This is a genomic window from Actinomadura sediminis, assembly GCF_042675525.1.
GTDB classification, from domain to species: Bacteria; Actinomycetota; Actinomycetes; order Streptosporangiales; family Streptosporangiaceae; genus Spirillospora; species Spirillospora sediminis.
In genome coordinates, this window is record NZ_JBHTJA010000194.1 from 1 (window position 1) to 5534 (window position 5534).

General features: G+C 72.9%; 3 protein-coding genes. All 3 read left to right on the top strand.

Going from position 1 to position 5534, the window contains the following annotated elements; all coding sequences use genetic code 11:
• Positions 1-1249: LolA-like protein (locus ACFQ11_RS36870; RefSeq protein WP_378307460.1), on the top strand; the 1249-nt coding region annotated here is incomplete at its 5' end.
• 377 nt (positions 1250-1626) lie between these two features.
• Positions 1627-3468 (top strand): 2-oxoacid:acceptor oxidoreductase subunit alpha, encoded by a 1842-nt coding sequence (locus ACFQ11_RS36875; RefSeq protein ID WP_378307462.1) that lies wholly within the window; start codon positions 1627-1629, stop codon positions 3466-3468.
• Entirely contained in the window at positions 3461-4522 is a 1062-nt protein-coding gene (locus ACFQ11_RS36880; RefSeq protein WP_378307464.1) for a 2-oxoacid:ferredoxin oxidoreductase subunit beta, read from the top strand. The genes ACFQ11_RS36875 and ACFQ11_RS36880 overlap by 8 nt, the downstream gene beginning before the upstream one ends.
• Positions 4523-5534: the final 1012 nt, after the last annotated feature.

Consider the following 5534-nt stretch of genomic DNA (forward strand, 5'->3'; position numbering starts at 1 on the left):
CCGGGTGCCGCCGGGGGGCGGCGGCCCGGTGCCGCCCGGGGTCGTGCCGGCGCGGCAGCGGGGGATGCCGAAGCGGAACCGGATGCTGCTGGCCGCGGCCGGGGTCGCGATGGCGGCGACCGCCGCGGGCGCCGTCACGATGGCGACGGCCGCGGACGACGAACCGTCCGGGCCGGTCGCGAAGCCGTCCGCGACGCCGCCGCCCGCGTGGTCGCTCGCGGCGGGCCGGCGGCTCACCGACGGGCTCGGCCTGCGGTACGCGGGCACGCTCACGGTCGCGGGCGGCCCCGCGCAGCTGCGGCTGCGGATCAGCCCGGAGGGCTCGGCCAGCGGGACCCTCACCGCCGGGGCGCGGACCGCGCTGCTCGCGACGGTCGACGGCGTCACCTACATCAAGGCCGGGCTCGAGTTCTGGCGCGCGTACGCGGCGGGCATCGAGCATCCCGAGTACTACGCGGGCGGCTGGGCGAAGGCGCCGCTGGCCGTGCCCGGCGTGGACGTGGCGAAGGTGCTCTCGCCCGAGTCGGTGGCGCGGATGCTCGCCAAGGCGTCCCCGAACCCGAGGACGGAGGAGGTCGGCGGCGTCCCCGCCTACGTGGTGCGGGCCGCGGACGCCGAGTACCTCGTCGCGGTCGCCGCGCCCCACCGGCTGCTGGGCGTGCGGACGTCCGGCCGGACCACGCTCGCGCTCCAGGCGCAGCCGCTCGCCGACCCGGTGCCCATGTTCAAGGAGCTGCGCGCGCGTGTGAAGCGGCTCGGGGGCGCGACCGACCCGACGCTGCACTTCACGCCCGGCAAGCTGACGTTCAAGAACTGCGACCAGAACATGAACGGCTGCACCGTCCAGGTCCCGGCGACGCTGTCGACCTGGGAAGGGACGGCCTCGCCGGACGCGCGCGCGTCGCTGCGGGCGTCGATCGACTCGGAGGGGCGGCCGCTCGGCACGTGCCACGGTTCGGCGCCCGTGCGGGACGACCGGACGGTCACGCTGAGCTGCACGGTCGCGGGGAGGCAGTGGCGGACGTGGATGCGGGCCGCGCTGGACAACCCGGGCTCGTACCGGTACCAGGCGACCGCCCGCGTCGTCGGCGAGGCGCTCGCGGCGGACGACGTCCGGGAACTGCTCGCCGAACTCGACGCCGAGCGCCGCGAGCTGGCGCGGGCCGCCGCGCCGACGCCCGGTTCGTCCGCGTCGCCGGGCGGGACGCCGCCGGACGCCCCGCAGGCCGTGACGTCGAAGACCCCGTGAGCGCGTCCGGCACCGGGCGGCCGGACGGCCGGACCCGGCCGCGGCGGGGTCGCGCGGGGGCCGGTGGGTTCGAACGGAATTCGCTCTGTCTACACTTCGGGGCGTGAACTCCGTGCCCACGGAAGATGACGGCTCCTCGGCGAACCGCAAGAGGCTCGTCCGGCGGCTGCACGTCGACCTCTGCCGCCAGCACAGCTGCCTGTGTCAGGGGTGACCAGGGGGATCCGACCGATTCGTACCCGTGGTGTCCGGTGATTCGTGGATCCCCCGATCCCAGCATCGCCTCCCGGACATACCATGAAGGCAAGCCTAAGTAGCATCACGATCCTGGGTGCCTCCCCCAGGTCGGGTGCTGCCCGTCGAGGAGGTCTTCCTCTGTGACCAAACAGGTCCAGCAGCTCGACCGCGTCATCATCCGCTTCGCCGGGGACTCCGGTGACGGCATGCAGTTGACCGGCGACCGCTTCACCCAGGAGACGGCCGCGTTCGGCAACGACCTTTCCACGTTGCCGAACTTCCCTGCCGAGATCCGCGCCCCCGCCGGGACCCTCCCCGGCGTGTCCAGCTTCCAGTTGCACTTCGCCGACCACGACATCCTCACGCCGGGCGACGCGCCCGACGTCCTGGTCGCGATGAACCCGGCCGCCCTCAAGGCCAACCTCGGGGACCTCCCCCGCGGGGCGGACGTCCTGGTCAACACCGACGAGTTCACCAAGCGCAACCTCGCGAAGGTCGGCTACGCGGCCAACCCGGTCGAGGACGACTCGCTCGCCGAGTACCGGGTGCACGCCCTGCCGCTCACGTCGATGACGGTGACCGCCCTCGCCGACTTCGACATCTCCAAGAAGGACGCCGAACGCGCGAAGAACATGTTCGCGCTCGGGCTCCTGTCGTGGCTGTACCACCGCCCCACCGAGGGGACGCTCGCGTTCCTCGAGCGCAAGTTCGCCAAGAAGCCCGAGATCATGAAGGCGAACATCGCGGCCTTCCAGGCGGGCTGGAGCTACGGCGAGACCACCGAGGCGTTCTCGGTCCAGTACGAGATCAAGCCGGCCGAGCACGAGTCCGGCCTGTACCGGAACATCACCGGCAACGTCGCGCTCGCGTACGGGCTCGTCGCCGCGGGCGTCCAGTCCGGGCTGCCGGTGTACCTCGGCTCGTACCCGATCACCCCGGCGTCCGACATCCTGCACGAACTGTCGAAGCACAAGCGGTTCGGGGTGAGAACGTTCCAGGCGGAGGACGAGATCGCGGCCGCGGGCGCCGCGCTCGGCGCGTCCTTCGGCGGGTCCCTCGGCGTCACCACGACGTCCGGGCCCGGCATCGCGCTGAAGAGCGAGACGATCGGCCTCGGCGTCGCGACCGAACTGCCGCTGCTGGTCATCGACGTCCAGCGGGCCGGACCGTCCACGGGGCTGCCCACCAAGACCGAGCAGGCCGACCTCCTGCAGGCCATGCACGGCCGCAACGGCGAGGCGCCCGTCCCGGTCGTCGCGCCGCGGTCGCCGTCCGACTGCTTCGACGCCGCGATCGAGGCCGCGCGCATCGCCGTCAAGTACCGCACACCGGTCATCCTGCTGTCCGACGGCTACCTCGCGAACGGCTCCGAGCCGTGGAAGCTGCCGGACGTCGCGGACCTGCCGAAGATCGAGCCGGACTTCGCGGCGCCGTCCGACGCCGACTTCCAGCCGTTCAAGCGGGACCCGGAGACCCTCGCCCGCCCGTGGGCGATCCCCGGCACCGCCGGCCTGGAGCACCGGATCGGCGGGCTGGAGAAGGCCGACGGGTCCGGGAACATCTCCTACGACCCGGCCAACCACGACAAGATGGTGCGGCTCCGCCAGGCCAAGGTCGACGGCATCGCGAACGACATCGCGCCGCTCGAGGTGGACGACCCGTCCGGTGCGGCACGCGTGCTCGTCCTCGGCTGGGGCGGCACGTACGGCGCGATCTCCGCGGCCGTCCGGCGCGTCCGCGACACCGGGCAGCGCGTCGCGCAGGCCCACCTGCGGCACCTCAACCCGTTCCCCGCGAACCTGCCCGAGGTCCTGCGCTCCTACGACAAGGTCATCGTGCCGGAGATCAACCTGGGCCAGCTCGCGCTGCTGCTGCGCGGCCGGTACCTCGTGGACGTCATCGGCTACAACCAGGTCCGCGGCCTGCCCTTCAAGGCCGAAGAGCTGCAGGGCGTCATCCAGGATGTGATCGACAGTGAGTGAAGTCAACGGCAACGGCCGCAGCCCCCTCTCCCTGGTCCCGAAGGCCGACGGCAAGCAGACGCTGAAGGACTTCAAGACCGACCAGGAGGTCCGGTGGTGCCCCGGCTGCGGTGACTACGCGATCCTCGCGGCCGTCCAGTCCTTCCTGCCCGAGCTCGGGCTGCGCAAGGAGAACATCACGTTCGTGTCGGGCATCGGCTGCTCGTCCCGGTTCCCGTACTACATGAACACGTACGGGTTCCACTCGATCCACGGCCGCGCGCCCGCGATCGCGACGGGCCTCGCCACGTCCCGTCCGGACCTGTCGGTCTGGGTCGTGACCGGCGACGGGGACGCGCTGTCGATCGGCGGCAACCACCTGATCCACGCGCTGCGCCGCAACGTCAACCTGAAGATCCTGCTGTTCAACAACCGGATCTACGGGCTGACCAAGGGCCAGTACTCCCCGACGTCCGAACTCGGCAAGATCACCAAGTCGACGCCGATGGGGTCCCTGGACGCGCCGTTCAACCCGATCTCGCTCGCCGTCGGCGCCGAGGGCACGTTCGTCGCCCGCACCATCGACTCCGACCGCAAGCACCTCCAGTCGGTGCTGCGCGCCGCGGCCCAGCACCGCGGCACCGCGCTCGTCGAGATCTACCAGAACTGCAACATCTTCAACGACAACGCGTTCGAGCCGCTGAAGGACGCCGACGTCCGCGACGACGTCACCGTCCGCCTCGAGCACGGCGAGCCGATCGTGTTCGGCGCCGACCGCTCGAAGGGCCTCCGGCGCACCCCGGCCGGCTCCTTCGAGGTCGTGAACGTCGCCGACGTCGACCCGTCCGAGATCGCGGTCCACGACGCCCACGCCCCGGACCCGTCCCACGCGTTCGCCCTGTCCCGCCTCGACTCGCCCGCGTTCGAGCACACCCCGATCGGCATCTTCCGCGACGTCGACCGCCCGTCCTACGACGAGCTGATGCGCGAACAGGTCGACGAGGCCGTCGAGAACCAGGGCGCCGGTGACCTCGCCGCCCTCCTCGGCAGCGGCGACACCTGGCGCATCGACTGACGCACCCTCGGAGAACCCGGCCCCGAACCGTGCGGGGCCGGGTTCTCCGCGTATGGAACCGTCGCGAAACGGGCACCGTTCCACGTGGTGAGCGATCAGCGAACAGCGACCGGGTTCGGACGCGACACGGTGCGGGACGGCGTCTCATCCTGGAACACTGGAGAGATCATGTCCCCGGGGAGGTGACGATGCGGGTCGTGCCGCGCCGCAACAAGGACCGTCGACGCCGAACGGACGACGCCCCCACCCCGGACAATCAGGACACCCAGCCCCTCACCGACCCCCCGTCCGACAATCCGGACACCCCCGCCTCCCCGCCCCCGGCCGCCCCGGAGCCCCGGAACGTCCGGATCCTCGGCGGCATCCCCACGGAGGCCGAACAGACCGGCCCGTCCCCCACCCCCGCCGAAGCCACGCAGCCGGTGCCGCCCAGCGCACCGGCCGAGGCCTCCCGGCCCCCGCTCGCTCCCCCAGAGGGCGGCGACGCGCGCGCAGAACACGGCTCTGACGCACCCACCGGTTCCGGGGACGCCCCGTCGTCCGACACGGACGCACGAGACACCCGCCCCATCCCGCCCGGCCCAGCGGGAGGCGGGCGCACAGACGACACCCTGGGGACGCCCGGAGACTCCGGCGACAACCCGCCGTTCGGCGCGCGCGCAGAGCACGAACCCGCCGCACCCGCACGGTCCGGGGACGACCGGTCGTCCGACGCGGACGCACGAGACACCCGGCCGATCCCGTCCCGCCCGGACGGGCTGGGGACGACCGGGGGGTTCGGTGACGCTCCGCCGTTCGGTGCGCGGGCCGGGGCGGCCTTGCGGGGTGGTGCGGGAGCGGTGCCCGGTGCTCGGCCCGGGCGGGGGGCCGAGGCCCCGGGGTGGCGCGATGGGGACGTGTGGGGGGACCCGGCGGAGGCGCTCGGGCAGGAGAGCTGGGGGCCGCCGGGGCCGCAGGAGCCGTGGCGGCATTCGGCGGTGCCGCCGCGCCGGGGGCGCGGTGGCCGCGAGGG